Here is a 420-nt window from a genome sequence, read left to right on the forward strand (position 1 = left end):
CGAGCCCGCCGTCGATGCGGTCGCCCACCGGTTCAGGCGTCCTGGGTCCCTTCGAAGAGACGGCTCGCCTTCTGGCGGTCGAGGGCCGCGCCGACGAGGCCGCGGAACAGCGGATGCGCGCGGTTGGGCCGCGACCGCAGTTCGGGGTGCGCCTGCGTTCCCACGTAGAACGGATGCACGTCCCGCGGCAGCTCCACGTATTCGACGAGGTGCCCGTCGGGCGACGTGCCGGAGAACCAGAGGCCGGCGTCGGCGATCTGCTCGCGGTAGCCGTTGTTGACCTCGTAGCGGTGGCGGTGCCGTTCCGATGCTTCGTTCGCACCGTACAGCTCGGCGACGATGGAGCCTTCGGCGAGCGTCGCCGGGTAGAGGCCGAGTCGCATCGTTCCGCCGAGGTCGCCGCCCGCGATGATCTCCACC

1 protein-coding gene is annotated in these 420 nt (G+C 70.7%); it reads right to left on the reverse strand.

Features of this window, described 5'->3' with window-relative positions; translation table 11 throughout:
- Positions 1-32 precede the first annotated feature (32 nt).
- Positions 33-420, reverse strand: a 388-nt coding sequence (locus AB4Z02_RS19165) for a glutamine amidotransferase-related protein (protein WP_441972964.1), incomplete at its 5' end; no start/stop codon positions are given.

Source organism: Pedococcus sp. 2YAF34, from assembly GCF_052114585.1.
Lineage (GTDB): Bacteria > Actinomycetota > Actinomycetes > Actinomycetales > Dermatophilaceae > Pedococcus.